Consider the following 24,983-nt stretch of genomic DNA (forward strand, 5'->3'; position numbering starts at 1 on the left):
GTTGTGACAAAACGAGGGAGCGTCGGTAGTAAAGTGAGCGCGTGTAGGAAAATCCGCCGGTGCGGATTTCGTGTCATGAAGATTCACAGCAGCTACGGAGATAAGAATGACCAAGGTAAAAGTGGCCGGCTTCAGTGTTTCGCTCGATGGCTTCGCGGCGGGCACCGATCAGAGCCTGGATAATCCGCTGGGTATGCGAGGCGCGGAGCTCTTTCAGTGGTTTTTCCCGACGCGGACGTTTCGTCAGATGCAGGGAAAAGACGATGGCGACACGGGCCTCGATGACAGCTTCGCGCGACGCGCAATGGATGGCTTCGGTGCCTTCATTCTCGGCCGCAACATGTTCGGACCCATTCGCGGGGAATGGCCGGACGAGGAATGGAAAGGATGGTGGGGCGACAATCCGCCTTATCACGCCCCGACCTTCGTGCTGACGCATTACCCGCGTGCGCCGATCGAGATGCTGGGCGGCACGACATTTCATTTCGTCTCGGAAGGCATCGAGGTTGCGCTGCAAAAGGCGCGCGAAGCGGCAGGCGAAAAGGACATCAAGATTGGCGGCGGCGCCGAAACGGTGAGGCAATACATTCAGGCCGGCCACGTGGATGAAATTCACCTCGCGTTCGCGCCGGTGGCGCTCGGCCAGGGGGAATCGCTTTTCAGCGGACTCGATTTACGCGCGCTGGGATATCGGACGATCGAGCATGTTCCGACGGAGCGAGCCACACACATCGTTCTAGCGAAGTAACTCGTCTGACCGGACGGTTCTCGGTCGAGAACCGTCTCTTGTCCAGCAGGTTAAAGAATACGGTCCAGTGCCTTGGCAAGCCTGTTCACGGAACCTTCGACGTCATGCAGTTTGTCCAGCCCGAACAGTCCGATACGGAAGGTCTTGAAATCCGCGGGCTCGTCGCATTGAAGCGGAACGCCGGCCGCGATCTGCAAGCCGGCATCCGCAAACTTCTTGCCGGAACGGATGCCGTCATCGTCGGTGTAGCAGACCACCACACCCGGAGCCTCGAAACCATCGGCTGCCACGCTCCTGAAACCTTTCTCGGCCAGCAGTGAGCGAACGCGCTTGCCGAGTTCGAGCTGCTCCGCTCTCACTTTGTCGAAACCGTACGCCTCGGTCTCCTTCATGACGTCACGAAGAATCGTGAGGCCGTCCGTGGGCATCGTGGCGTGATACGCGAACCCATTGTTCTCGTAGGCTTCCATGATTTGGAGCCACTTGCGAAGGTCGCAAGCGAAGCTGGTGCTGGTTGTCGAATCGATTCTCTCGCGGGCGAGCGGGCCGAGCATGACGAGTGCGCAACACGGTGAGGCGCTCCATCCCTTTTGCGGCGCGCTGATCAGGATATCGATGCCACTCGCCTGCATATCGACCCATACCGTGCCGGAAGCGATGCAATCCAGCACGAACATTCCGCCTGCTTCATGCGTCGCGTCGGCCACCGCGCGCAAGTAGGCATCGGGCAGCATCATTCCGGATGCGGTTTCGACATGCGGCGCAAACACCAGATTCGGCTTGTTTTCCCTGATCGCCGCGACCACTTCTTCGACCGGAGGCGGTGCATAGGCGGCCTGCCTCCCTTCCGCGACCGGACGCGCCTTCAGAACGATCGACTCCGCCGGAATGCCGCCCATGTCGAAAATCTGCGACCAGCGGAAACTGAACCAGCCATTGCGGATGACCAGACACTTCTTGTTCGTCGCGAACTGACGGGCGACGGCTTCCATGCCAAAAGTCCCGCTGCCCGGGACGACAACGGCCGACTTCGCGTTGTAGACTTTTTTCAGGGCATCGGAGATGTCGCGCATAACGCCTTGAAAGAGCTGCGACATGTGATTGATCGATCGGTCTGTGTAGACGACCGAATATTCGAGGAGCCCCTCGCGGTCCACATCGGGAAGTAACCCTGGCACGTTTGCCTCCTTTGAATTACGAATTCGACGTTCAGAAACAGATTCTAACGAAAGCGACCCACGGCTGACGTGACGACCATTGTGCCGCCAAATCGCGGGCTAACGCTTGAGCGCTGCCGCTTCGATAGGCACGCCCGTCGGCATGATGCAAAATACGCGCACGTCAATTGCGAGGATGGCTTGTGGGCGTTAATTTCGACCTGAACGATTTGCAGGCGTTTCGAGCCGTCGTCGAGACAGGCAGCTTTCGCAAGGCAGCGGAGGCCGTCAGCATTTCTCAACCGGCGCTGAGCCGGCGCATCGAGAAGCTCGAGGCGGCGCTCGGCGTGCGGCTCTTCGATCGGACCACTCGCAGCGTGATGCTCACCACCGTGGGCCGCGTGTTCGCCCACAGCGCGGAACAGCTTCTCGACGATCTCGATGTCGCATTGCTCGGCATCCGCGACGTCTCCAGCAGCCGCCTCGGTCACGTGACCATCGCGTGCGTGCCGTCGGTTGCCTACTATTTTCTGCCGAGCGTCGTGGCCGCCTATCACAGCCGCTATCCGCGGATCCGGATCAAGCTGCTCGATTCGAGCGCCAACGAAGTGCTCGGCTCGGTGATCAGCGGTGAAGCCGATTTCGGCGTCAGCTTCATGGGCAGCCAGGAAACCGAGGTCGAGTTCAAGGTCCTGCTGCAGGAACGGTTCGTCGCCGCGTGCCGTCGCGATCATCCGCTGGCAAGAAAGACACGCGTGTCCTGGAATGAGCTTTATGAACACGAATACGTTTCAGTCGACAAGACTTCCGGCAATCGCCTGCTGCTGGATCAGGCGTTGACCAGCGTGTCGCCGGCCGCGCCGAGCGTGTGCGAGACTCGCCATGTCACCACCATGCTCGGCCTGATCGAAGCGGGACTGGGTGTAGCGGCCGTGCCTTCGATGGCGATGCCCATGCGTGACCATCCGATTCTCACGAGCGTCCCGCTCGTCGATCCGGTCGTGACGCGGCGAGTGGGCATCGTCAGGCGGCGGGGACGCCCGCTCGCGCCGGCCGCGCAACAGTTCTATCAGATGATCCTCGAAACGAAACGCAGCGGCATGGGCCGAGCGGCGAAGAAGACCTCGAAGTGAACCTGCCAAGGCCCTTCAATCTGCTGTACGTACAGGTACTGCTCGGCATGGGGCTCGGCATGACCGTCGGCCACTTCTGGCCACAGGCCGGCGCGGCGCTCAAACCGCTCGGCGATGCGTTCGTCGCGCTGGTACGCATGATGATCGCGCCGATCGTCTTCTGCACGATCGTCACCGGCATCACGTCGCTGTCGAGCGGTTCGACAATCGGCCGGACCATCCTGAAAGCGCTGGCGTTGTTCTACGTCCTCACCGTCGCCGCGCTCGTTCTGGGCCTCGCGATGGCGTTCGCGCTGCAACCCGGCGCCGGACTGCACATCGATCCACGCCATCTCGACGCCGCCGTTCTGGCGCAGTATTCGCCGCGCACGCAGCCGCGCGGGTTCGTCGAATTCGCGCTGCATGTGATTCCGAAGACGTTCGTCGGCGCTTTCGAGAAAGGCGAGGTGCTGCCGGTCCTGTTGCTCGCGCTTCTGTTCGGCTTCGCGTTGAACGCCAGCCAGAGCGCCGGGCAGCGGGTACAGGAATTCATCGACGGCATCGCGCACGTGCTGTTTCGCATCCTCGCGCTGATCATGCGGCTCGCGCCCGCCGGCGCATTCGGCGCGATGGCGTTTACGGTAGGCCGCTTCGGAATCCGATCGATTGGCTCGCTCGGCATGCTGATGGTGACGTTCTATGCGGCATGCCTGCTGTTCATCGTATGCGTGCTCGGGCCGCTCGCGCGCCTGCATGGCTTCTCGCTGTGGCGGCTGCTGCGCTACATTCGCGAGGAACTCGTCATCGTGCTCGCGACGTCGTCGACGACACCGGTGTTGCCGCGCCTCATCGTCAAGCTGGAAGCGCTGGGCTGCGACAAAGGGATCGTCGGTCTCGTGCTGCCGGCCGGCTATTCGTTCAACCTCGACGGCACGGCGATCTACCTGACGCTCGCTACGATGTTCATCGCCCAGGCGTGCGACGTACAACTCTCCGCCGGCCAGATCGCGACGATGCTCGCGGTCATGCTGTTCACGTCGAAGGGCGCGGCGGGCGTATCGGGCAGCGGGCTGGTCGCGCTCGTCGCCACGCTCGCCGTCATCCCCGATCTGCCGCTGGCGGGTGTCGCGCTCCTGGTCGGCATCGATCGCTTCATGTCCGAGGCGCGCGCTCTGACGAGCGTGATCAGCAACGCCTGCGCGGTGATCTTCGTATCGATGTGGGAGCGCGCCTGTGACCGGGCGCGTCTGAAGAAAGCGTTGAGCGTTGCGCGCGAGCCGGAAGAACCGCTCGATCAGCCCGCCGACCTGCCGGGCTGAGGCGTTGCCGTCGTCTCAATGCGTGGCGACGGAATCGAGCCCGGTCGATGTCACCTCGGGCTGCACGGCGGGCGACGCGAGATAGTCGAGCAGCGCTTTCGCCTCCTTCGGATGCTGTGCGCCGACCGGTATGCCCGCCGCAAAGCGCGTGACGGATTGCACCGACTCCGGAATCTTGCCGACGTACGCCGCGCCCTTCACCGGCAGCAACTCGCTCACCTGCTGAAAGCCCACGTCATAGTCGCCGGTCGCAACCACCGACGCCACCGGGATCTTCGGAATCATTTTCGCCTTGGCCTTCACCTGGTCCTCGATGCCGAGCCGCCTGAACAACTCGCGCTCGATATAGACGCCGCTCGCGCTGTCCGAATAAGCGATCGACCGGGCATGCAGCAAGGTCTCCCTGAGCGCCGCCTCGGACCCGATGTCGGGCTTGGGCGCTCCGTCGCGCACGACCATGCCGATGCGCGAATCCGCGAGTTCGACGCGTGAATCGGGGATGACCTTGCCCTGCCTGATCAGGTCGTCGAGCGCGTAGCCGACCATGATCACGACATCGGCAGGCTCGCCGCGCTGAAGACGGTTCGGAATGGCTTCCGGCGACTTGCCCATCGACGGGCCGAGCGCGGTATCGAGCGTATTGCCCGTCGATGCCGCGAACTTCGGGCCGAGCAATTTGTACGCCGCGGTGAACCCGCCGGAGCTCATCACATGCAGATCGGCGGCCTGTACGTTTGCCGCCGCGACGGCGCAGCCGAGCAGCGCGGCGGTGCAGCATTTCAGCAGGATGGATTTCATGTTCGAACGCATCCGATATGTCAGGACGCCACTTGCAACGCCACAGGACGGCGCCGAAACAGCATCAGCGTCGCGGCGAGCCCGCACACGGCCGCGAAGCTCATCCAGTAGCCGGGCGCGGCCTTGTCGCCGGTCATGTGAATCAGCGCGGTCGAGATGACAGGCGTGAATCCGCCGAAGACCGCCGTCGCGAGGCTGTAGGCGAGCGAGAATCCGGCGACCCGCACTTCGACCGGCATCACTTCGGTGAGCGCGACGACCATCGCGCCGTTGTACATGCCGTACATGAACGAGAGCCACAACAGCACGAGCAGCATGTTGACGAAGCTCGGCGCGTGGGCAAGCAGCGACAGCGCGGGATAGGCGGTCGCGATCGCCAGAATCGTCATCGCGAGGAGGAGCGGGCGGCGACCGATCCGGTCCGACAGCGCACCGCCGATCGGCAGCCAGATGAAGTTGGAGATACCCACGCACAGCGTGACGAGCAGGCTGTCGGCGGTGCTCAGATGCAGGACCGTCTTGCCGAAGGTCGGGGCGTACACGGTGATCAGATAGAAGCTCGTGGTGGTCATCGCGACCATCAGGACGCCGGCGATCACGACAGTCCAGTTTTGCGCGAGCGTGGCGAAGACTTCCTTCATGCCCGGACGATGCTGGCGCTGCTTGAATTCCCGCGTTTCCTCGAGATTGCGCCGCAGAATGAAAATGAACGGCACGATCATGCAGCCGACGAAGAACGGCACGCGCCATCCCCACGCGGCGATCGTCGCCGTGTCGAGCCATTGGTTGAGCGCGAAACCGAGCGCCGCCGCGACCACGATCGCCACTTGCTGGCTGGCGGATTGCCAGCTCGTGAAGAAGCCCTTGCGTCCGGGCGTCGCCATCTCGGCAAGATAGACCGATACGCCGCCCAGTTCCGCGCCCGCCGAGAAACCCTGCAGCAGGCGGCCGATCAGAACCAGCGCCGGCGCAAAGAGTCCGATCGACGCATAACCGGGGACGATCGCGATCAGGATGGTGCCGGCCGCCATGATCGACAGGGTGACGATCAGGCCCTTGCGCCGGCCGACCTCGTCGATATACGCGCCGAGAATAATCGCGCCCAGCGGCCGCATCAGGAAGCCGGCGCCGAATACCGCGAAGGTCATCATCAGCGAGGCGAACTCGCTTCCCGCCGGGAAAAAGACGGAGGCTATCTGCGTGGCGTAGAAGCCGAACAGGAAGAAGTCGAATTGTTCGAGGAAGTTGCCAGCCGTCACGCGCAGCACGGCGGATGCCTTCGATTGAGTGGAAGCGAGGGGCGTAGGGGAAGGGTGCATCGAGGTGTCTCCAGATATTCTTGGCTTACGGTGTTCGGGCGATTTATTGTTTGCCGAATACTCGCCCGAACCTCGCGACACGATAAGTGCTATTTTTGGAACGATTGATGTGCGCCGGTTATCAATGCCGATCGGGCGCTCGTGCCTCAGTGACCGCGAGGATGCGCAAGGAAAAAGCGCACCATCTCCGCGCTGGCGTTCGGTCCAGTGGGGTCCGTATAACTGCCGTTCGAGGAACCGCCCGACCACGCATGAGGCGCGCCGTGAATGGTCCACAATTCCGCGGGCGTGCCTTCTGGCGACTTCATGCGCTGGACCGCGTGCTTGCGTGCGCCGCTATCGGTCGATGAGCGGTGTCCCGCTTCGGCCTCGTTCGGCGTGAATCCGCGCAACAGTTCGGTCGCGTTGACGGGATGCACGGTCGTGTCGGCATCGCCGTGAAAGACGATCAGCGGGCATCGGGATGTCGAGGTTGCGGCCTTCGGCTTGGTCTTGCCGCCGCGCATGGCCGCGAGCGCGGACGGCAGATCGTGTGCGCATCCGACAGGCAGGCCCGAGTGGACGCCCGCCGCCGCGTACAGATCGGGGTAGCGCTGCGCCATGACCGCCGCCATCGCGCCACCGGCAGACAGGCCCGCCACATACACACGCTTCGGGTCCACGTTGTGTTGCGTGATGATCTCGCGCGTGATGCCCGCTATCAGCGACGGCTCGCCCTGATCGCGTTGCTGATCCGACGGCTTGAACCAGTTCCAGCACCTGGACGGATTCGCGCCTTGCGGTTGAATCGGATACGCGACCATGAAGCCGTGGGTTTCGGCGAGCGCGTTCATCTGCGTGCCCGCTGCGAAATCGTCGGCGTCCTGCGTGCATCCGTGCAGCATGACGACGAGCGGCAGCGGCTCATCGCGATAGCTGCTCGGCACGTAAAGCTTGTAGCTGCGTTGACCCGCGCCGTTCGCATAGTGTCGGGTGCTGAAGTGCCCGCGATCCTGCACGTCGGCGTCTGTCCGAGCGGGCTGCGAGGGGCGCCGGGCGCGAAAGACATCGGTGAAGCGCGTTCGCGCCTTGTCGATGTCGATACCGATATCGGCGTCGTTGTGCGTGCGTGCCACGTTCGTCTGCTCGCCGTGCATGGCGCGCTTCACGATTTCAGCCGCCGCGGCGGGATCATTCTTGCGAAAGAGCGCAAACGCCTCTTTCATCGAGTCGAGAAAGCCTTCGTTGAGTTTCATGTTTTCCATTGCCGAGTATTGGGTGAGGCCGCTATCGGATGCGATCCGCCAGCGCAGCCTTGACTGCCGGTGATGCATGCAGCGCGCCGCGAACCAGGATCGAGTCGATCGTTGCCAGCGCGAGTTCGGGCGATACGTCGCTGGCGATGCTGGCAAGACCCAGCACCTGGATCTTGAGCCGCTGATTGGCGGCGCGCGCCGCTTCGAGGTCCTGCTTGGAAAAGTACTGGAGGCCCAGCACCAGTTCGCGTCGCGTCACGGTGTCCTTGACCACCGGCGCGTGTATGGACAACTGGTTGCGGATCGCCGTCCGGATGAGATCGGTCCGGTTCGAGTAAAAGCCTTCCTCCACAAGCAAATCGATCTGGCCCAGGTCGATCGGGCCGAGATTGATCGTGATTTTTTCGGTATCGCTGCCTCGGGAGCGATCGACCGGTTCTTTTGCCATATAGTCCTCTTGCCTTCCGGATACCATCCATATGGATGGTTATAGGCTGATTTCAAGGAAGAGGCAACGAAAGATTTCGATTCGGCTGGTCACCGGCGGAACAAGCCGCGCGCAGGTGTTCGGTCCGAGGGGGATCGTGAGATGATTGATGAACGCGCGCCATCATCCATCGCTCGAACAGACCGCTTTACAGCAAAGAGACGCGTGCACGTTCGAGCAGATCCAACCTTGCCACCAAACGACCATGAATAAGGGAAAGACGAAACTGACGCGTCAGGATGCCGAGCGCCTTTTCGAGGGGTTGCCCCCGTCGAATGCGAAAGTGTCTAGCCGGCCCGAGAATCCTTTTGGACCGGCGGCGCCCGACGTCGTCAAACGCGTCGAGGACGAATCCGCCCTCTGGAAGGACAGCCTGATTACGCTCCCGATCGCCATCGAGTTGCCTGCGGGCTACGCGTCGGTGGCTCGCCTGCGCGAAGCGGTCACGCGAGCGTGGCGCGTGAAGTGGGTGAGGGAGACCAAAGACGAGGTCGTCGCCGATTTTCCCGACGGATGGACCGCGGTTCGCCCGAAAAGCGGCCCCATCGAGTTGCGGGATCCGTCCGGCGTGGTCCGCGGCGTATTCGGCTGGGCCAAGGATGCCGAGCTCAGAATCCTGCCGCGCTATCTCATCGAATCGCAGGCAAACAGCTCGAACGGACTCGGCAGCGTGCTGATTCGCGATCGCGGGAACGGCCGGATTCTCGAGCGCTCTTCGACCTGGTCGGCGCGCACGGGTGTCAATCATCCGGATTGGCCCAGACTTGAAGCGTGGCTCGACCAACGCTATCCGGACCATCATGACCCGCTTCGATACTGGGACGATTGCGAGGAAAATCTTCGAGGCTGAGCGCGTTCGGATTCAGGCATCCGCGACTATTTCGCGTCGCGCGTTTCTGCGCAGCACATCGGCGGGCACACCGTAGGTTCGAACGAACGCGCGACGCATACGCTCCCTATCCGCAAAGCCCGTCTCCTGAGCCACGACGTTGATCGTATGTCGCCCTTGCTCGATCATGAATCTTGCCGCTTCCAGCCGAAGCTGTTCGACCGCCTTCGCCGGCGATTGACCGGTTTCGGCCAGAAACGCGCGGCTGAACTGGCGGGGGCTGAGGTTGGCCACATCCGCGAGTTCGTCGATGGTGAGCGGATTGCGCAGGTTGCGCCGTATGTGCGCCAGGACCAGTTCGATCCGATCTGACTTCGGCGTCATGTCGAGCAAAGCCGAGTGTTGCATCTGCCCGCCCAGCCGGCGCTGATTCATGACGAGGAGCCTCGCGACCAGCTTCGCGGCATCGGGACCGAGGTCGTTATCTAGCAGGGCCAGCGCAAGGTCGATACCGGCTGTCATGCCCGCCGAGGTCCAGATCGGACCGTCGTTGATGAAGATGCGGTCCTCTTCCGTGACGACATCGGGGAAACGTGCCCTGAACTCGGACGCATGCGCCCAGTGCATCGTCGCGCGCCTGCCGTTCAGAAGTCCCGCCTCGGCAAGCACGAATGCGCCGCTACAGATGGAGGCTATGCGTCTCGACGCTTTCGCGGCCTCTTTCACGAACGCGATGACGGCCGGATCGAATGGCGGAATCCGCATCTCGGTGATCGAACCCACGATGACCGTGTCGAATGCCGTCTCTTCGAATGCCGTGGTTTGAAGAGTCATTCCGCCGGACGATACGACGGGTCCGCCGTGTTCGGACAGCAGGCGAATGTCATAGCACGGGCCTCGCGGCGGCATGTTCGCAAGCTCGAACGTGGTGAGCGCGGCAAGACTCATCAGCTGAAATCTTTGCGGCACGATGAAGCCGATCCGATGCATATCCACTCCTGCCTTTCGTGATCCGGACGCGGTTGCCAGCGAGCCCGATCGCGACTCGCGCCCACGCGACGGATGGCACGAATGGTGGCAACAACGACATACATGCTAATGGCTCGCGGCGCTAAGGTATAGGCACTTCTTCAACCGCCAAGGAACGACGTCATGTCGAAAATCATCCGGGCCGCAGCCGTGCAGATCGCCCCCGTTCTCTATAGCCGCGAAGGCACTGTCGCCAAGGTCGTCCAGAAAATTCTGGAACTCGGTCGGCAGGGCGTCCAGTTCGCGACCTTCCCCGAAACCGTCGTTCCCTACTACCCGTATTTCTCGTTCATCGAATCTCCTTTCGCCATGGGCGCCGAGCATTACAAGCTGCTCGATCAGGCAGTGACGGTCCCGTCGGAGACGACCCGCGCGATCGGCGAAGCGGCGCGACAGGCGGGGATGGTGGTGTCGATCGGCGTCAACGAGCGCGACGGGCGCACGCTCTACAACACCCAGTTGCTGTTCGATGCCGATGGCACGCTGGTGCAGCGCCGTCGCAAACTCTCGCCGACTTATCACGAGCGAATGGTCTGGGGGATGGGCGACGGCTCGGGCTTGCGCGCGGTCGATACCGCCGTCGGCCGCGTAGGCCAGCTCGCCTGCTGGGAACACTACAACCCGCTCGCACGTTACGCGCTGATGGCGGACGGCGAGGAAATCCATTCGGCCATGTATCCCGGGTCATTCGCCGGCGATCTGTTCTCGGAGCAGATCTCCGTCAACATTCGTCAGCACGCGCTCGAAGCAGGCGCGTTCGTGGTCAACGCGACGGCGTGGCTGACGCCCGAACAGCAACAGCAGATTCTGCTCGATACGAACACGTCGCAGATCGGCCCGATATCGAGCGGCTGTTTCACCGCGATCGTGTCGCCGGACGGCGAGTTCATGGGCGGTGCGCCGCTGCGTGAAGGAGAGGGCGAGATCATCGCGGATCTGGACTTCTGGCAGATCGACAAGCGCAAACGCATGATGGACTCGCGCGGCCATTACAGCCGCCCCGACGTGCTCGGACTCGTGATCGACCGGGCGCCGAAGACGCACGTCATCGAACGTTCATTGCACGCGCCGGCAGAGGCGTCGCCCGTGGACCTGGAAGTTTCCGCCTGATGTGGCACGCGCTCATGCGGGCGCGCAGCGACGGCCGAAACGAAATCAACCGGGCGGCTTCGCCCGAACAACTTGGAGTGAGAATGGACTTCAACGATGTCATGCTCGAGCGCAATGCCGAGTTCGCCGAAACGGCTTTCTCGGCCGAACTCAAGATGATGCCGTCGACCGGAACCGTGATCGTCGGTTGCGTCGATCCTCGCGTCGATCCGGTGCACGTGCTGGGTTTGAAGCAAGGCGAAGCGGCAGTGATTCGCAATGTCGGCGGCCGGGTCAACAAGCCGCTGCTCGAAACGCTGGCGGTGCTTGCCGTCGTCGCGAAAGCGGCCGGACGTCCGGACGGCGCCCGCAATCTGGTTCTGCTCCAGCATACGGACTGCGGGATCATCGGTTGTCACAGGCATGCGCCGGCCTTGCTGGCGAAGCATCTCGGCGTCGAAACGGACGCGCTCGACGCGCTTGCCATTACTCAGCCCTACGAAGCAGTCGCGCTCGACGTCGCAGCACTCAGGGCGAACAAGGACTTGCCGGACAGCCTGATCGTGTCGGGGCTCGTCTACGACGTCAAGACCGGCCGTATCGAGACGGTCGTTCCTGCCGCGCCCTTGCGTGCGCCCGCAGCCTGAAGGGCTACGCGCGGAATAGTCAGCGCGTGAACTCTTTCGCCGACATCAATTTCGCATACCCGAAACGCAGCGCCGCCATGAAGGCCGCATGCACGTGCGCTGCCGGGACATGCACGCCATCGAATTCGAGATCGTGCGTCGCGCAGGCATCGTGGATCACGGTGGTCGCATAGCCGAGGTCCACCGAATGACGCGTGACCGCGTCGATGCACATGTGGCTCATGTTCCCGACCACGACAACGGTTTCGATACCATTCGCCTTCAACACGTGCTGAAGGTCGGTCTCGCGAAACGGATTCATGTGGTGTTTCAGGATCACTCGCTCGCCCGGAAGACTCGCCGCCTTCGGATGAAGCTGCGCGCCTTCGGTATCCGGCACGAAGAACGGCGCGTCTTTCGCCAGAGTTTCATGTCGAATATGAACGACGAGGTCGCCGTTCTTTCGCGCCTGCGCGAGCACGGCGGCTGCATTGTCGGCGGCAGCATCGACTCCGTTGAGAATCCACTTGCCTCCCGGAAAGTAGTCGTTCTGAATATCGACCGCGATAAGCGCCTGCTTTGTCATGCTTCCTTCTCCGCGTATGGGGATTGATGTCGTGCACCGCATGCTGCGATGCGATAGAAGGATCATGACCAATCCGACAGGATAGGGGAATGGCCCGATAGCGCAAACCACAATTCTCGCTTCGAGAATAATGTGGAGACGACAGCGCATGCGCGGCGCGATGCATGGTCATCGCGATCGGCGATGGTGCCTTTCCAAAAGACCACGAACAACCGCGCTCGCCTGGTCCATGATGCTCGCAAACCACAACCGATTGCGAAAGCGCATACCCGCGCTTGCCGCAGCCGGCAGATCGATGGAGCGAGACGAAGCAATGCAACTCGACCAGAAAAGCGATGGTCCGCGGACGCTTTACGACAAGATCTGGGACAGTCACCGCGTGATGTCCCGCGACGATGGACAGGATCTGCTATTCATCGACCGGCATTTCATCCACGACGTCACCGCGCAGTCGTTCGACCTGATGCGCCAGCGCGGGCTCAAACCTCGCTCGCCCGAGCGCATCTTCGGCACGGCGGACCACTACGTTTCCAGCACGGCAAACGACATCGCGGCAGTCGCCGATCCGGAACGGCGCGCCATGATCGAAGCGCTGCAGCGCGACACAGCCGAGTCGCGTATCACCCTGTTCGACATGAACGATCCGCGACGCGGCATCGTGCATGTCGTCGGACCCGAGCAGGGGCTGAGCCTGCCGGGTATGACCGTCGTCTGCGCCGATAGCCACACGTCGACGCACGGAGCAATGGGCGCGCTCGCGTTCGGCATCGGTGCGACCGAAGTGGCCCACGTGCTCGCGACGCAATGCCTGTGGCAGCGCAAGTCGCGAAACATGCGCGTCACGCTCGACGGCGAGCCGGGTGCGGGCGTCACCGCGAAAGACCTGATCTTGGCCGTGATCGCGCGGATCGGCGTGGCCGGGGCAGTGGGCCACGTGATCGAATATGCCGGCTCCGCGATCGCGGGCTTGTCGATGGAAGGGCGGCTCACGCTGTGCAACATGACCATCGAGGCTGGCGGTCGCGCGGGCATGATCGCGCCGGACGAAACCACGTTCGCGTATCTCGACGGGCGTCCCTACGCGCCTTCGGGCGACGAATGGAACCGGGCAATGGCGCACTGGCGCACCTTGTTCACCGACCCCGGCGCGACGTTCGATCGCGAAGTGCACATCGACGTGGCCGGCATCGCGCCGATGGTGACCTGGGGCACGACGCCCGAATATGCCTGCGCCATCGACCGCCGCGTGCCCGATCCCGCGATGCAGTCCGATCCCGATCTGCGCGCCGCGATGTCGCGCGCGCTCGACTACATGGGACTGGCCCCGGACGAAGCACTGGAAGGCGTGGCGATCGACAGGGTGTTCATCGGCTCGTGCACCAACGGACGCATCGAGGACATGCGCAGCGCAGCGGAGGTCGCGCGTGGCCGCCACATCGCGCCCGGCGTCGAGGCGTGGGTGGTGCCGGGCTCGCACGAGGTGCGCACGCAGGCGGAGGCCGAAGGGCTCGACCGCGTGTTCAAGGACGCGGGCTTTCAGTGGCGTTTCCCCGGCTGTTCGATGTGCCTCGCGACCAACGGCGATATCGCCGCGCCCGGGCAGCGCTGCGCTTCCACGTCGAACCGCAATTTCGTGGGCCGTCAGGGGCCCGGCGTGCGCACGCATCTGATGAGCCCGGCGATGGCGGCTGCGGCCGCGGTGACCGGCCGCCTGACCGATGTGCGCCGCCTCCTGGGAGCCTGACATGGAAAGCCTCACGCACCTCGACGCAGTGGCGGCGCCGATCGTCGCCATCAACTGCGATACCGATCAGATCCTGCCCGCGCGCTACCTGCAAAAACCCCGCTCCGACGATTTCGGCCAGTTTCTGTTTCGCGCGCTGCGCTTCGGCTCGGACGGCGCGGAACAGCCGGACTTCGTGCTCAACAGGACGCCTTTTCGCGAGTCGCGCATCGTCGTCGCCAACCATAACTTCGGTTGCGGCTCGTCGCGCGAACACGCGGTGTGGGCGCTCTACGACTACGGTTTTCGCGCGGCGATCGCCCCGAGCTTCGGCGACATCTTTTTCATCAACTGCCTGAAGAACGGACTGCTGCCCATCGTGTTGTCGGAGGCCGTGGTCCTGCCGCTCTTGGAGACGCTGTCGGCCAGTCCCGGCAGCCGCATCGCCATCGATCTGCCCGCGCAGACCGCGACCTTGCCCGACGGTTCGTCCCATGCCTTCGACATGGAGCCCTTCGCAAAGGAGTGTCTGCTGCGCGGGATGGACGAGATCGACTACACGCTTTCGCATCGGGACCGCATCGATGCTTTCGAGCGCAATCGTGCCGGAGACTTTTGAAGGCGCGCGCTTCCTGAAATCGACCAAGGAGAAGTACAGATGAAGATTGCAGTCATGCCCGGTGATGGTATCGGTCCCGAAGTGGTGGCGCAGGCGCTCAAGGTGCTGCGGGTCGTGGCGCCTCAGGCCGAGACTCAGGAGGCGCCCATCGGCGAGGCGGGCATTCAGGCGCATGGCGTGCCGCTGCCCGAGCCCACGCTCGCGATGGCGCGCAAGGCCGATGCCATCCTGTTCGGCGCGGTAGGCGTGGCCGATGAAGCCGCGATCGAGCGCGAACGCCGTCCCGGTACCGGCTTGCTGCAATTGCGCGAAGCGCTGACCCTTTACGCCAACTTCCGCCCGGCCTACATGTTCCCGGAGCTTATCGGCGCTTCGACATTACGGCCCGAAGTAGTCGACGGGCTGGACATCGTGATCGTGCGCGAGTTGAACGGCGACGCCTATTTCGGCCAGCCGCGCGGCTTCGAGATCAATCAGGCGGGCGAGCGGGTGGGTTTCAACACGATGCGTTATTCCGAATCCGAGGTCGAGCGGGTCGCGCATGCCGCGTTCCGGGCGGCGCGCCGTCGTCATCACAAGCTGTGCTCGGTGGACAAGGCGAACGTGCTGGAGGCGAGCCAGTTGTGGCGCGAGGTTGTCACGCGTGTCGGGCAGGATTACCCGGACGTCGAGCTGAGCCATCTCTTCGTGGACGCCGCCGCGATGATGCTAATGCGCCGGCCCAAACAGTTCGACGTGATCGTCACGGGCAACCTGTTCGGCGATATTCTCTCGGACGCCGCCGCGATGCTGACCGGTTCGATCGGCATGCTGCCTTCGGCCTCGCTGGGTTACGAGCGCAAGGGGCTGTACGAGCCGGTGCACGGTTCGGCGCCGGACATCGCCGGCAAGGACGTGGCCAATCCGCTCGCCGCCATTCTTTCGCTCGCGATGATGTTGCGCGAGAGCTTCGAGATGGACGATGCGGCGAACCGCGTCGAACAGGCTGTACGCGCGGTGCTGGCCGCAGGCTACCGCACCGCCGATATCCGCCAGGACGGCACGCAATGCGTCGGCACCCGTGACATGGGCGATGCGGTGGTCGAGGCGCTTCACGGGCAGGCGGCCTAGTCTCGAAGCGCGTCAGGCGGACCGGGTTCGGCATGAGGCCCGGTCATCCCAGGCAGTTGTTGCACCAGAAAATCCCGCGAAAGGGAGGAGACGATCATGAAGCTGAAACTTGGCATTGCGCTGTGCGCAGCGTTCGGGCTTGCCTTCGGTTCCGCCACGGCCGTGGCCAAGGATGTGCCCGAGAAGCCCGACCTGCACATCGCGGCGGCTTCGACAGGCATCACCTATCTGCCCATGCTCGTCGCCAAGACGCGTGGCTACTTCAAGGACGAAGGGCTCGATGTGACCATCGCCGCCTTCTCCGGCGGCTCGAAGACGCTGGAGGCGCTTCTTGGCGGCAGCTCCGACATGGTGGCGGGCGCCTATTCGAACACGATCACGATGGCGACCAAGGGCCAGCATCTGGTGGTGGTGGCGGCGCAGGTCATCTGTCCCGGCTGGATCTTCGGCGTTTCCCAGAAACGCCAGGCCGAAGTCAAATCGCCGAAGGATCTGAAGGGCATGCGCATCGGTGTGAGCGCGCCGGGTTCCAGCACGCACATGGCGGTCAATTACATCCTGCACAAGGCGGGACTGCAGTCTTCGGATGTGTCGATCATCGGCGTGGGGCAGGCGGCGGGAGCGGTGGCGGCGGTGCGGGCGGGACAGATCGACGCGCTGATCGTCAATGATCCGAGCGCCACGATTCTCGTCAAGGACGGCAGCCTCAAGCCGCTGGAGAACATGCGCACCGCCGACGGCAACGTCAAGGTGTTCGGCTCCGACTACCCTGAATCGAGCCTGTTCGCGACGCAGGACTTCGTCAACAAGAACCCGAAGACGGTGCAGGCCGTCGCCAATGCGATCGTGCGGGCCGAGAAGTGGATCGCGAAGGCCACGCCGGAGCAAGTCGCGGACAATGTGCCTCCCGAGTTTCTGGGCGACAACAAGGCGCTCTATGCCGAGGCCTTCACGAACAGCCGCCGCTGTATCGCGCAGAACGGGGAGATCACGGCCAAGGGCGCGCAGACCGTGCGCGACGTGCTGGCGGCGTTCGATCCGACCGTGGCCTCGGCCAAGATCGACCTCGCCTCGACCTATGACAACCGGTTCGTCAGGAAGGCCGCGGAGATCCAGCCATGAGCACCGCGACCTGCAGCATCCCGATCGATAGCGGACAAGCCGCGCGGCGCGAAGCCCTGCGCTTCGACAACGTGACATGCACTTTCGCGGGCAATGGCAAGAACGCGCAGACCTACACCGCCATTGCCGGGGGCAACCTGACGATCGGCGATGGAGAGTTCGTCTCGATCGTCGGGCCCACGGGCTGCGGCAAGTCCACGCTGCTGAATGTCGCGGCGGGACTGACCCGGCCTTCTTCCGGCAGCCTGAGCGTGTTCGGCGAGAAATTGACGAACGGCCTGAACAGGCAGGCCGCCTATCTGTTCCAGGTCGATGCGCTCATGCCGTGGAAGACGGCCGAAGAAAACATCGCGATGGGTTTGATCTTTCGCGGCACGCCGCGCGAAGAGGCCCTGAGCGTGGCGCACGACTGGTTAAAGCGCGTGGGTCTGCACGGGCACGGCAAGAAGTACCCGCACCAGCTCTCCGGGGGCATGCGCAAGCGTGCGGGCCTCGCGCAGGCGCTGGCGCTGAACCCTCGCATCATCCTGATGGACGAGCCATTCAGCGCGCTCGATATCCAGACCCGGCATCTGATGGAAAACGAGCTGCTGCAACTGTGGTCCTACGATCGCAAGTCGGTGATGTTCGTGACGCACGATCTGGAAGAGGCTATCTCGTTGTCGGACCGCGTCATCGTGTTGTCGGCGGGGCCCGGTACGCGGCCTATCGCCGAGTTCGAGATCGATCTCGAGCGGCCGCGCGAAATGTCGGAGATCCGCATGACGCAGCGTTTCCTGCAACTGCACACCCAGATCTGGGACGTGCTTCGAGGCGAGGTACTGAAAAGCTATGCGCGCAACCGTGTTTGACCCCAACAATCGATTCACGGTGCTGGTCGCCCGGCTGGCCATCCTGTTCGGTGTCCTGTTTCTGTGGTGGCTCGGCACCGGTCAGAAATGGCTGTCGCCGTTTTTCTTCGGGGATCCGGTCGGCGTGGCGCTGCGCATCGTCGACTGGTTCGTGACGGGTTCGGTGTTTCGCCATCTCTACACGACGCTGGTCGAAACCATGCTGGCGTTCGCGATCGGGACGGCGTTCGGCCTGGCGTTCGGTCTGTGGCTGGCGCTCAACCCGTTCCTCGCGGTGGTGTTCGATCCGTTCATCAAGGCCATGAATTCGATGCCGCGCCTGATCTTCGCGCCGATCTTCGCGCTCTGGTTCGGCCTTGGCATCTGGTCCAAGGTGGCGCTCGGCGTCACGCTGGTGTTCTTCGTCGTGTTCTTCAACGTCTATCAGGGCGTGCGCGAGGTCAGCCCGACGGTGTTGTCCAACACCCGCATGCTGGGCGCCAATTCGCGCCAGCTATTGCGGCATGTGTATCTGCCTTCGGCGACGAGCTGGGTCTTTTCCAGCCTGCATAACGCGATCGGCATCGCCTTCGTGGGCAGCGTCGTCGGCGAGTACCTGGGATCGGAGAAGGGCGTCGGCTATCTGATTCTGCTGGCCGAAGGCGTATTCGATATCAACTCGGTGATCGCGGGCATTCTGGTGCTGACCGTGTTCGCCCTTCTGCTCGATACGGCGGTGTCGATGGTCGAGGACCATCTGCTGCGCTGGCGCCCCGTCGCCGGCCAGACCGTGGCCGCGGGCGCCTGAACTTCGAGGAAACCATCTTGCAGACCAACGCGATCAATCTGAAGGACCGCGTCGCTGTCGTGACCGGCGGCGCGCAGGGCATCGGCCTCGCGGTCGGGCAGCGGCTGCTCGCCTCCGGCGCGCGGCTCGCGATCTGGGACATCAACCCCGCGGGCATGGAGCAGGCCCGTGCCGAACTGGGCGGGCACGATGTCCATTTCGAGCGTGTCGATATCGCCGATTACGAGAGCGTGCAGGCCGCGGTCTCGGGGACGCTGAAAGCCTGCGGGCGTATCGATATCCTGATCAACAACGCGGCGATCGTCGGGCCGAATGCGACGTTGATCGACTATCCGGTCGACGTGTGGAAGCAGGTGCTCGATATCGACGTCAACGGCACGTTCCACTGCTGCCGCGCGGTGGTGCCGGGCATGATCGGCCAGAACTACGGCCGCATCGTCAATCTCGCTTCGGTCGCGGGCAAGGAGGGCAACCCGAATGCGGCGGCCTACAGTTCGGCCAAGGCTGCCGTCATCGCGATGACCAAGTCGCTCGGCAAGGAGCTGGCGAGCCACGATATCGCCGTCAACTGCGTCACGCCCGCCGTGGCGCGCACGCCCGGCGCGATGGAGCAGTCGCCCGAGCATATCCGCTACATGCTGGGCAAGATCCCGCGCGGCCGTTTCCTCGAACTCGACGAAGCAGCCGCGATGATCGCCTGGCTTGCCAGCGAAGAGAATTCGTTCACCACCGGCGCGGTCTTCGACCTGTCCGGCGGACGCGCGACCTACTGAGTCGAGCCTCTGCATGAGGCCGGGAGACAAACCATCGTGAAAGCGCTTTGGCGTCTGGTGTTGCCGGTGCTGGCCACCTGCGCGGTCGTCGTGAATGCGTCGGCCGCCGGAGCCGCGCCTGTGCCGGAGAAACCGAAACTTCATCTGGCTGCAGCGGGCGTGGGATTCCCTTATCTGCCTTTCGTCATCGCGGACAGCCGCGGGTATTTCAAGCAGGCAGGGCTGGATGTGGAGATCGGCGTGTTCAGCGGCGGCGCGAAGGCACTTCAGGCGCTGATGGGCGGCAGCGCCGATATCGTGGCGGGCGCCTACTCCAACACGATCACGATGGCCGCCAAAGGGCAGCAACTGGTCTCTTTCGTGACGCTGGCCTCCTGTCCCGGCTGGGTGTTCGGCGTGACGCGCGCGAGCCACGGCAAGGTCAAGACGTATGCCGATCTCAAGGGCATGCGCATCGGCGTGAGCTCGCCCGGATCGAGCTTTCACATGGGCGTGAACTACCTGCTGAGCAAGTCGGGCGTGAAGCCGGGCGATGTGTCGATCATCGGCGTGGGATCGTCCGCCGGTGCGATCGCAGCGGCACGCAGCGGGCAAATCGATGCATTGATGAGCAACGATCCGGTCGCGACCGTGCTGCAAAGTAGCGGCGATCTCTTCCCGCTGGCCGTGATGCGTGATCCGGCCGGCACCCGCGCCACGCTGGGCGGCGATTATCCGGAAGCGGCCATCTACACGACGAAAGCGTTCGCCGCCAAAAATCCGAATACCGTGCAGGCGGTGACCAACGCGATACTCGCGGCCGAACGCTGGATGGCGCAGGCGACGCCCGAGCAGGTCGCGGCAGCCGTGCCGCAGCAATACGCGCTGGCCGACAAGGATGTCTTCGCCCAGGCCTACGGCAACATGCGAAGCTGCATCTCGCGCGACGGCCTGATGACGGACGCCGCCGCGCATACCGTACACGATGTGCTGGCCGCCTTCGATCCCGACATCGGCAAGGCGTCGATCGATCTGAAGGCCACCTACGACAATCGCTTTGTCGAGAACGCCGGCAAACACTGACCTGGCGAGGGAGCGACGATGGAGAGCGGCATCCGCATTCTGGCCGAAGGCCTGAAATTTCCCGAGGGACCGGTGGCGATGCCCGACGGCTCCGTCGTGCTGGTCGAGATCGAGCGCGAGACCATCAGCCGCGTGGCCGCCGACGGCACGGTGAGCGTGATCGCGCAGGTGAGCGGCGGGCCCAATGGTCTCGCGCTGGGACCGGAAGGCGTCTTCTACATCTGCAACAACGGGGGCTTTCTGTTCCGCACGGTCGCCGGGCTGAATCGCACCAGGCCGGGCGTGCATCCGGGTTATACCAGCGGACGCATCGAGCGATTCGATCCGCGCACAGGCGCGCTGACGACGCTGTACGACCGCTGCGGCGACCATCCTCTGTGCGGTCCCAACGACATCGTGTTCGATCACGACGGCGGCTTCTACTTCACCGACTTCGGCAAGAACCGGCTGCGCGATCGCGATCATGCGGGTCTCTACTACGGGCGCGCCGATGGTTCGATGATCGTCGAAGTCGCTTATCCGCTGACCACGGCCAACGGCGTGGGCCTGTCGCCGGACGACAGTGTCGTCTATGTGGCGGAGACCGAGACCGCGCGGCTGTGGGCGTTCGATCTGGAGGCGCCCGGCCGGGCGCGCAAGCATCCGTATCCGTCGCCGCACGGCGGGCGTCTGGTGTGCGGCCTGCCGGGTTATCAGCGCTTCGACAGCCTGGCCGTGGACGCGGAGGGCAACATCTGCGTGGCGACGCTCGTCACCGGCTGCATCACGGTGGTCGCGCCCACGGGCGAGGTGCTGCGGCAGGTGATGGTGCCGGACGGCATGGTGACCAACATCTGCTTCGGCGGCGCCGACATGAAGACGGCGTATGTCACGCTCTCGGGCACGGGGCGGCTCGGAACGCTGCCCTGGCCGCAGGCCGGACTGAAGCTGGCTTACTCGTGATCGCCCGATGCCGGGTGCGCATTCTGGCTCGCGAGCAGATGCTTGAGAAAGAGCTGAACCGGCGCGGGAAGCGACTCCGCCTCGCGCACGCAGATTTTCCAGTGCCGCTCGGCCCAGGGTTCGTCCAGCGTCACGGCGACCAATGGAGCCGAGCTGACATAGCGCTCGGCATGATGCTCGGGCACGAGGCCGATACCGAGGCGCGCTTCCACCATGCTGCGCACCGGCTCGAAGCCGTTGACCCGGATCGACAGCTTGAGCGGGTGATCGAGGTCCGCCGCCGCGCGCAACACCAGAGAGTTCAGATAGCTGCCCGCTTGCGGTCCCACCAGCGGGTACTTCGCCACTTCGCGGAACTTCACCCGACCGGCGTGACTGAGCGGATGATCGGGCGGCATGATGACCACCAGCCGGTCGCTGCGATAGGGAAAGACTTGTAGTCCGGTGGTCACGGTCGTGCCGCCGAACACGCCGATATCGGCCGTGTTTTCCGCCACCGCGCGGACCACCGCGGGGCTGAGGCTTTCCTGAAGATCGATGCGCAGCCCCGGGTGCAGCTCCAGGAACTCGCGGATGTCGTTGGCGATGTACTGCACGATCGTCGAGAGGCTGGCATGCAGCCGGATCTGACCGCGCACGCCTTCGGCATGATCGAGCAGTTCGCTTTCCATCTGCTGGATATCGCGTAGGAGCACGCGGGCATGCTGCAAGAGGGCCGCGGCCGCCGCGGTCAGTTCCAGCCCCTTGTTGCTGCGCACGAAGAGGGCGGTCTTGAGCGTGTCTTCGAGATGCGACATGCGCTTGCTGAGAGCCGAAGGCGCGATATTCTCGGCCTCCGCCGCGCGGGCAATGCTGCCCTGCTCGCAGACAGCGACGAACAATTTCAGCGATTGCAGATCGAAACGCATCGACTCTCCGGGAAGCCGTCTCCCAACGGCAGTGTTGCTTCGGTGCAGAGAGTATGCACGCGGGCAGTTGCAAGTGCAAAGCCACGGCAGTGGCAGGACCGATGCGCCGATTCGCCTCGCGCGAGTGTCAGTCCTCGTCCTCGTCGATATCGTTGTCGCCCACGCCGATGGGATCTTCCTTCGCGGCTTCTGTGAACATCGTCGTGAACTGATCGAGCGTGGCGAGCGTGTCGCGGCCGGTTCGCGTGATGCGATAGAACGACAGCGGCACCTCGGGTCGCAACGCATCGACGCGCACGTTGTAGCGGTAGCAGATATGTTCGCTGAAGGACGGCATGACCGCCGTGCCGAGCCCTTCCTGAGCCATCGCGATGGCCGTCTGAAGATGGCCCACGACGATGCGGCGGCTGACCGTCACTTCCTCTTTCGACAGCGTGGCCTCGATCAGCCTTTGCAGCGGATTGTCCTTCGGCAGCGTGATGAGCGGCTGATTCTCCAGCGCGGTCCAGCGGATGCCGGGACCGCGCAGCGGCGTGCCGGCTTGCGCGGGCGACACCGCGACGAGCCGCGTCGGGAAGATCGGCGTGCGGTCGATGCCGGAAAGCTGCGAGAAGAACACGCCGAACGCCGCATCGAGATGACCTTCCTCGACCATCTGCACGAGCTCGGTCGGATTGCGATCGACGAGTTCGATCTGCGCATTCGGATACACGCTCGAAAAGCGCGCGAGCACCGAGGGCATCAGGCTCGCGGCGATCATCGGCGTGCAGCCGAGCAGCAGCGACGATTGTTTCTGACGTCCCAGCTCATTGAGCTCGATGACCGACTTCTCCAGCGACTCGACGATCGCCATTGCGGTGGGATAGAAAAGGCGGCCCGCTTCGGTCAGCGAGACCGTGCGCGTGGTGCGTTCCAGCAGCCGGCAATCGAGCTGCGTTTCCAGCTCCCGAATGATCGCGGAAAGCGCCGCCTGGCTCAGATGCATGCTCTGCGCGGTCTTCGTGAAGCTCGACGCGTTCGCGACACCAAGAAAAACCTTGAGTTGTTTGAGGGACAGGTTCATTGACGACAGCCGTTTCTTTTTCGCGCGTGGAGCCCGATTCTATCCCGTCCGTTGCAGCGGCTGCCGTACCCTGGAACTGCGGTTCGGCAGCCGCCGGGGCGTTACGCGAGGACGTAGCGGCCTTCTTCGTCCCGCGCGATCCCACGGCGTTGCGCCGTGTCTTCGAGCCAGCGCACGACTTCGCGGCCGTCGCGCGTGCCCGTCGCGGCCATCAGCTCGGAAAAGCGCTTCGGCCCGTCTTCGAGCGCCGCGTCGAGCGATTCGAAGCGCGCGCCGCGATACGCAGGCGGCGTCGGCACGCGATGCTCAAGGTCGCGCTCGGCGCCCGGCGCAAGTAGCGGCAACGTGAGATCGAAGCCGGCCTTCGCGGTCTTCGTCGCACCGAGCAGCGACGGGTCGAGCGGCATCGCGCGCAGGCTGTCCTGAAGCACCAGATCGCGATCGGCCTGGAAACGCGTGGCGAGCGCCCAGTCCATCTGTTCGTCGGAGAACACGTCGATGTCCGGATCGACCACGAACACATGCTTCACGTTCGCGAGCGACGCGAACACCGCCGCGATCGCGTTGCGCGCCTCGCCCGGCACGCGCTGCTGCATGGCGACGCGCACGTTGAACATGCCGCCGGTGGCCGGGTTCGCATAGACGGCCTTCACTTCGCGCACGGCGGTTTCGAGCGCGCGCCACACCGTCACTTCCGTGCGCAGCGCGGCGAGTTGCGCGGTGTCGGTGCGCGCCATCGAGCGGCCGCCGATCGTGCAGGTCTGAAACACCGCGTCGCGCCGATGCGTGATCGCGGTCAGATGAAACAGCGGATTCGTCTTCACGCCGCCGTAGTAGCCGAGGAATTCGCCGTACGGGCCTTCGGGCTCGGCGTGGCCGCGTTCGTCGAGATAGCCTTCGAGGATGAACTCGGCGTCGGCGGGCACGAGCAGGTCGTTCGTCACGCACTTGACCACGCCCATCGGCGCGCCGCGCAGTGCGGCGACGAGTTCGAGTTCATCGGCGGGAATGCGCATGGTCGCGCCGACGTGATCGATCGGATGCGTGCCCACCGCGAACGCGATCGGCGTGCGCTCGCCGCGCTTCGCATGGCCGATGGCGATCGCGCGCAGATCCGATGGCGCGACGAGATCGATGCCGGCCGTGCGACGCCCGCGCAGCATCAGCCTGCGAATGCCGACGTTGGTCCAGCCCATTTCGGGATCGACCGCGAAGTCGATCGACGCCGAGATGTACGGCGCGCCATCCAGTTCGTGCTGGAGATGCACGGGCAGGGCGGTGAAATCGCAGTCGTCGCCGGTCAGCACGACCTGCTGCACGGGCGCTTCCTCGCGGCTCACTTCGACGAGCCGGCCCTTCGCGCGCAGGCGTTCGCGCACGGTGTCGAGCAGGCGTTGCGGCGTCGTGTCGAAGGCTTTCGCGAGGCGCGAGCGGCTCGCGGCGACGCTGCCCGCGAGCGAGATCGCGCCGCCGGACGGACGGCTGAACCACACGGCGCGCGGATTGCCTTCCATGATGCCGGCGATGTCGGCGAGATCGACGCTCGCGTCATGGCGTTCGAGTTCGGTCTCGTCGAGCGATTCGAGAAAGCGCCGCAGGCGGAAGCGTTCGAGGTCGGGCGCGGGCGTGCCGTCTGCGGTCGAGGGAATGGCGGTCTTGGGTCTCAATCTGGGTTCCTTGATGCGTGTC

25 protein-coding genes are annotated in these 24,983 nt (G+C 64.0%); 15 read left to right on the forward strand and 10 right to left on the reverse strand.

The features are described from left to right. Positions 1-106: 106 nt before the first annotated feature. Complete coding sequence (locus tag IAG25_RS00845; RefSeq protein WP_187603078.1) at positions 107-748, forward strand: dihydrofolate reductase family protein; 642 nt, start codon at positions 107-109, stop codon at positions 746-748. Between the two features lie 50 nt (positions 749-798). Here the strand turns inward: IAG25_RS00845 and IAG25_RS00850 are convergent, their stop codons facing one another. Further along, complete coding sequence (locus IAG25_RS00850; RefSeq protein ID WP_187603079.1) at positions 799-1,926, reverse strand: aminotransferase class V-fold PLP-dependent enzyme; 1,128 nt, start codon at positions 1,924-1,926, stop codon at positions 799-801. 182 nt (positions 1,927-2,108) lie between these two features. On the opposite strand from IAG25_RS00850, the gene IAG25_RS00855 reads away from it, so the two are divergent. Next, the gene (locus tag IAG25_RS00855) at positions 2,109-3,038 is read left to right on the forward strand and encodes a LysR family transcriptional regulator (protein ID WP_187603080.1); all 930 of its coding nucleotides are present in this window, start codon (positions 2,109-2,111) and stop codon (positions 3,036-3,038) included. Beyond that, on the forward strand, positions 3,035-4,336 hold the full coding sequence (gene dctA, locus IAG25_RS00860) for a C4-dicarboxylate transporter DctA (RefSeq protein ID WP_187603081.1): 1,302 nt from the start codon (positions 3,035-3,037) through the stop codon (positions 4,334-4,336). Before IAG25_RS00855 ends, dctA begins: the two co-directional genes overlap by 4 nt. 15 nt (positions 4,337-4,351) lie before the next feature. On the opposite strand, the gene IAG25_RS00865 is transcribed toward dctA, so the two are convergent. From IAG25_RS00865 to IAG25_RS00880, 4 genes are all read right to left on the reverse strand, one after another. Continuing rightward, positions 4,352-5,134 (reverse strand): substrate-binding domain-containing protein, encoded by a 783-nt coding sequence (locus IAG25_RS00865; protein WP_187603082.1) that lies wholly within the window; start codon positions 5,132-5,134, stop codon positions 4,352-4,354. 20 nt (positions 5,135-5,154) lie between these two features. Next, complete coding sequence (locus tag IAG25_RS00870; protein WP_187603083.1) at positions 5,155-6,453, reverse strand: MFS transporter; 1,299 nt, start codon at positions 6,451-6,453, stop codon at positions 5,155-5,157. A 146-nt stretch (positions 6,454-6,599) separates the two neighbouring features. Next, the gene (locus IAG25_RS00875) at positions 6,600-7,688 is read right to left on the reverse strand and encodes an extracellular catalytic domain type 1 short-chain-length polyhydroxyalkanoate depolymerase (RefSeq protein ID WP_187603084.1); all 1,089 of its coding nucleotides are present in this window, start codon (positions 7,686-7,688) and stop codon (positions 6,600-6,602) included. A gap of 31 nt (positions 7,689-7,719) precedes the next feature. Next, positions 7,720-8,136, reverse strand: a complete 417-nt coding sequence (locus tag IAG25_RS00880; RefSeq protein WP_035499960.1) for a CopG family transcriptional regulator — start codon at positions 8,134-8,136, stop codon at positions 7,720-7,722. Between the two features lie 244 nt (positions 8,137-8,380). On the opposite strand from IAG25_RS00880, the gene IAG25_RS00885 reads away from it, so the two are divergent. Continuing rightward, the gene (locus IAG25_RS00885) at positions 8,381-9,025 is read left to right on the forward strand and encodes a hypothetical protein (protein ID WP_187603085.1); all 645 of its coding nucleotides are present in this window, start codon (positions 8,381-8,383) and stop codon (positions 9,023-9,025) included. A 12-nt stretch (positions 9,026-9,037) separates the two neighbouring features. Here the strand turns inward: IAG25_RS00885 and IAG25_RS00890 are convergent, their stop codons facing one another. Next, entirely contained in the window at positions 9,038-9,994 is a 957-nt protein-coding gene (locus tag IAG25_RS00890; protein WP_187603086.1) for a GlxA family transcriptional regulator, read from the reverse strand. A gap of 162 nt (positions 9,995-10,156) precedes the next feature. On the opposite strand from IAG25_RS00890, the gene IAG25_RS00895 reads away from it, so the two are divergent. After that, entirely contained in the window at positions 10,157-11,143 is a 987-nt protein-coding gene (locus tag IAG25_RS00895) for a nitrilase-related carbon-nitrogen hydrolase (RefSeq protein WP_187603087.1), read from the forward strand. 83 nt (positions 11,144-11,226) lie between these two features. Beyond that, positions 11,227-11,769: a carbonic anhydrase gene (locus IAG25_RS00900; RefSeq protein WP_187603088.1), complete on the forward strand. Its 543-nt coding sequence runs from the start codon at positions 11,227-11,229 to the stop codon at positions 11,767-11,769. Positions 11,770-11,788: 19 nt separating this feature from the next. Here the strand turns inward: IAG25_RS00900 and IAG25_RS00905 are convergent, their stop codons facing one another. Continuing rightward, the gene (locus IAG25_RS00905; protein WP_187603089.1) at positions 11,789-12,334 is read right to left on the reverse strand and encodes a cysteine hydrolase family protein; all 546 of its coding nucleotides are present in this window, start codon (positions 12,332-12,334) and stop codon (positions 11,789-11,791) included. 313 nt (positions 12,335-12,647) lie between these two features. Here IAG25_RS00905 and leuC point away from each other — a divergent pair, with 313 nt between their 5' ends. The 9 genes from leuC (at position 12,648) to IAG25_RS00950 (ending at position 21,323) form a co-directional block, all read left to right on the forward strand. Beyond that, positions 12,648-14,078, forward strand: coding sequence for a 3-isopropylmalate dehydratase large subunit (gene leuC, locus IAG25_RS00910; RefSeq protein WP_187603090.1), 1,431 nt, complete (start codon positions 12,648-12,650; stop codon positions 14,076-14,078). Between the two features lies 1 nt (position 14,079). Next, a complete protein-coding gene (gene leuD / locus IAG25_RS00915) occupies positions 14,080-14,676 on the forward strand; it encodes a 3-isopropylmalate dehydratase small subunit (protein ID WP_187603091.1) in 597 nt (198 codons plus the stop codon). Positions 14,677-14,715: 39 nt separating this feature from the next. Continuing rightward, on the forward strand, positions 14,716-15,786 hold the full coding sequence (gene leuB / locus IAG25_RS00920; protein WP_187603092.1) for a 3-isopropylmalate dehydrogenase: 1,071 nt from the start codon (positions 14,716-14,718) through the stop codon (positions 15,784-15,786). 96 nt (positions 15,787-15,882) lie between these two features. Beyond that, the gene (locus IAG25_RS00925) at positions 15,883-16,908 is read left to right on the forward strand and encodes an ABC transporter substrate-binding protein (RefSeq protein ID WP_187603093.1); all 1,026 of its coding nucleotides are present in this window, start codon (positions 15,883-15,885) and stop codon (positions 16,906-16,908) included. After that, positions 16,905-17,759 carry an ABC transporter ATP-binding protein gene (locus IAG25_RS00930; protein WP_035499971.1) on the forward strand — a complete coding sequence of 285 codons (855 nt, stop codon included), beginning with the start codon at positions 16,905-16,907 and terminating at the stop codon, positions 17,757-17,759. The genes IAG25_RS00925 and IAG25_RS00930 overlap by 4 nt, the downstream gene beginning before the upstream one ends. Next, positions 17,740-18,546, forward strand: a complete 807-nt coding sequence (locus tag IAG25_RS00935; protein WP_187603094.1) for an ABC transporter permease — start codon at positions 17,740-17,742, stop codon at positions 18,544-18,546. The genes IAG25_RS00930 and IAG25_RS00935 overlap by 20 nt, the downstream gene beginning before the upstream one ends. Before the next feature lie 17 nt (positions 18,547-18,563). After that, positions 18,564-19,319: an SDR family NAD(P)-dependent oxidoreductase gene (locus IAG25_RS00940; protein WP_187603095.1), complete on the forward strand. Its 756-nt coding sequence runs from the start codon at positions 18,564-18,566 to the stop codon at positions 19,317-19,319. 36 nt (positions 19,320-19,355) lie between these two features. Further along, positions 19,356-20,381: an ABC transporter substrate-binding protein gene (locus tag IAG25_RS00945; protein WP_187603096.1), complete on the forward strand. Its 1,026-nt coding sequence runs from the start codon at positions 19,356-19,358 to the stop codon at positions 20,379-20,381. 18 nt (positions 20,382-20,399) lie between these two features. Continuing rightward, positions 20,400-21,323, forward strand: a complete 924-nt coding sequence (locus IAG25_RS00950; RefSeq protein WP_187603097.1) for an SMP-30/gluconolactonase/LRE family protein — start codon at positions 20,400-20,402, stop codon at positions 21,321-21,323. On the opposite strand, the gene IAG25_RS00955 is transcribed toward IAG25_RS00950, so the two are convergent. From IAG25_RS00955 to IAG25_RS00965, 3 genes are all read right to left on the reverse strand, one after another. After that, entirely contained in the window at positions 21,314-22,231 is a 918-nt protein-coding gene (locus tag IAG25_RS00955; protein WP_187603098.1) for a LysR family transcriptional regulator, read from the reverse strand. The genes IAG25_RS00950 and IAG25_RS00955 overlap by 10 nt on opposite strands. A gap of 127 nt (positions 22,232-22,358) precedes the next feature. Beyond that, complete coding sequence (locus tag IAG25_RS00960; protein WP_035499977.1) at positions 22,359-23,294, reverse strand: LysR family transcriptional regulator; 936 nt, start codon at positions 23,292-23,294, stop codon at positions 22,359-22,361. A gap of 101 nt (positions 23,295-23,395) precedes the next feature. Further along, a complete protein-coding gene (locus IAG25_RS00965; RefSeq protein ID WP_187603099.1) occupies positions 23,396-24,961 on the reverse strand; it encodes a UbiD family decarboxylase in 1,566 nt (521 codons plus the stop codon). Between the last annotated feature and the right edge of the window lie 22 nt (positions 24,962-24,983).

This window comes from Caballeronia sp. EK, assembly GCF_014384845.1.
Classification (GTDB): domain Bacteria; phylum Pseudomonadota; class Gammaproteobacteria; order Burkholderiales; family Burkholderiaceae; genus Caballeronia; species Caballeronia jiangsuensis.